This is a genomic window from Streptomyces alkaliphilus (genome assembly GCF_014141535.1).
GTDB classification, from domain to species: domain Bacteria; phylum Actinomycetota; class Actinomycetes; order Streptomycetales; family Streptomycetaceae; genus Streptomyces; species Streptomyces alkaliphilus.
On the sequence record NZ_VKHT01001259.1, the window covers coordinates 1 to 1,217 of the forward strand.

Here is a 1,217-nt window from a genome sequence, read left to right on the forward strand (position 1 = left end):
GGGCGGCACCGAGGAGCGCCGGCCGTGAGGGGCAGGGCCCGGTGGTCGGGAGCGCCGCGGCGGGTGGACGGGCACGGGTGCGCCGGCGGGTACGGCCACGCGCCCGGTTCGGTACGGGTGCCGACGAACCATCGTCCGGCGCCTCACCGTCACCGTCGCCGTCGCCGGGGTCACGGGGCTCCCCCCATCACGCCGAGCCGCACCCGCGGGTCGGTCCACGCCAACAACAGGTCCGAGACCAGGGTGCCGATGACCGTCAGCACGGAGATCACCATGATCAGCGAGCCCGCCAGGTACATGTCCTGTTGTCGCAGGGCGTTGAGCAGCAACGGCCCGATGGTGGGCAGGCCGAGGATCTGTCCGACCACGATGTCGCCGGCGAACAGGCCGGGCAGCACCCACCCGACGGTGGAGATGAAGGGGTTCATCGCGACCCGCAGCGGATAGCGCACCACCAACCGGCGTTCGGGCACCCCGCGCGCCCGGGCGGCGACCACGTAGGGCTTGCGCAGCTCGTCCAGGAGGTTGGCGCGCAGGATGCGGATGAGGCCGGCCATGCCCGCGGTGCCGACCACCACCACGGGCAGCCACAGATGTCGCAGCAGGTCGATGACCTTGCCGAGGTTCCAGGCCGCGTCGCAGAACTCCGGTGAGCACAGGCCGGCCGGCACGTATCCGAACCACCGGAATCCCAGGTACATCAGGACCAGGGCGAGCAGGAAGTTGGGGGTGGCCAGGCCGAGGAAGCCGATGCCGGTGGCCAGGTGGTCGCCGATGGAGTACTGGCGGACGGCGGCGTACACGCCGATGGGGAAGGCCAGCGCCCAGGTGAACAGGAGGGCGGAGACGGCGAGCAGGATGGTGGCGGGGAGCCGTTCGGCGATCAGGGTGGTGACCGGGCGGGTGTACTCGAAGGAGATGCCGAGGTCGCCGCGGAAGACCATGTTGGAGATCCAGTAGCCGTACTGGACGATCAGTGGCCGGTCCAGACCGTACGCGGCCCGGTACTGGGCGATCTCGTCCTCGCCCACCTGGAGGCCCTGCTGGCGGCGGTAGGCGATGAGCGAGGTGACGAAGTCGCCGGGGGGCAGGTTGATGATGACGAAGACGACGACGGAGATGGCGAGGAGCGTGGGCAGGGTCCACAGCAGCCGTCGCAGGATGTAGCTCAGCAACGCCGTGGTCCTCTCCGGGCGTGGGGGCGGGGGGACACAGTG

The 1,217-nt window shown here is 70.5% G+C and carries 1 protein-coding gene; it reads right to left on the reverse strand.

Annotation, left to right across the window (positions count from 1 at the left end; translation table 11 throughout):
- Positions 1 to 170 precede the first annotated feature (170 nt).
- A partial coding sequence (locus FNQ90_RS23815) for an ABC transporter permease (RefSeq protein ID WP_228471556.1) occupies positions 171 to 1,217 on the reverse strand: 1,047 nt, incomplete at its 5' end.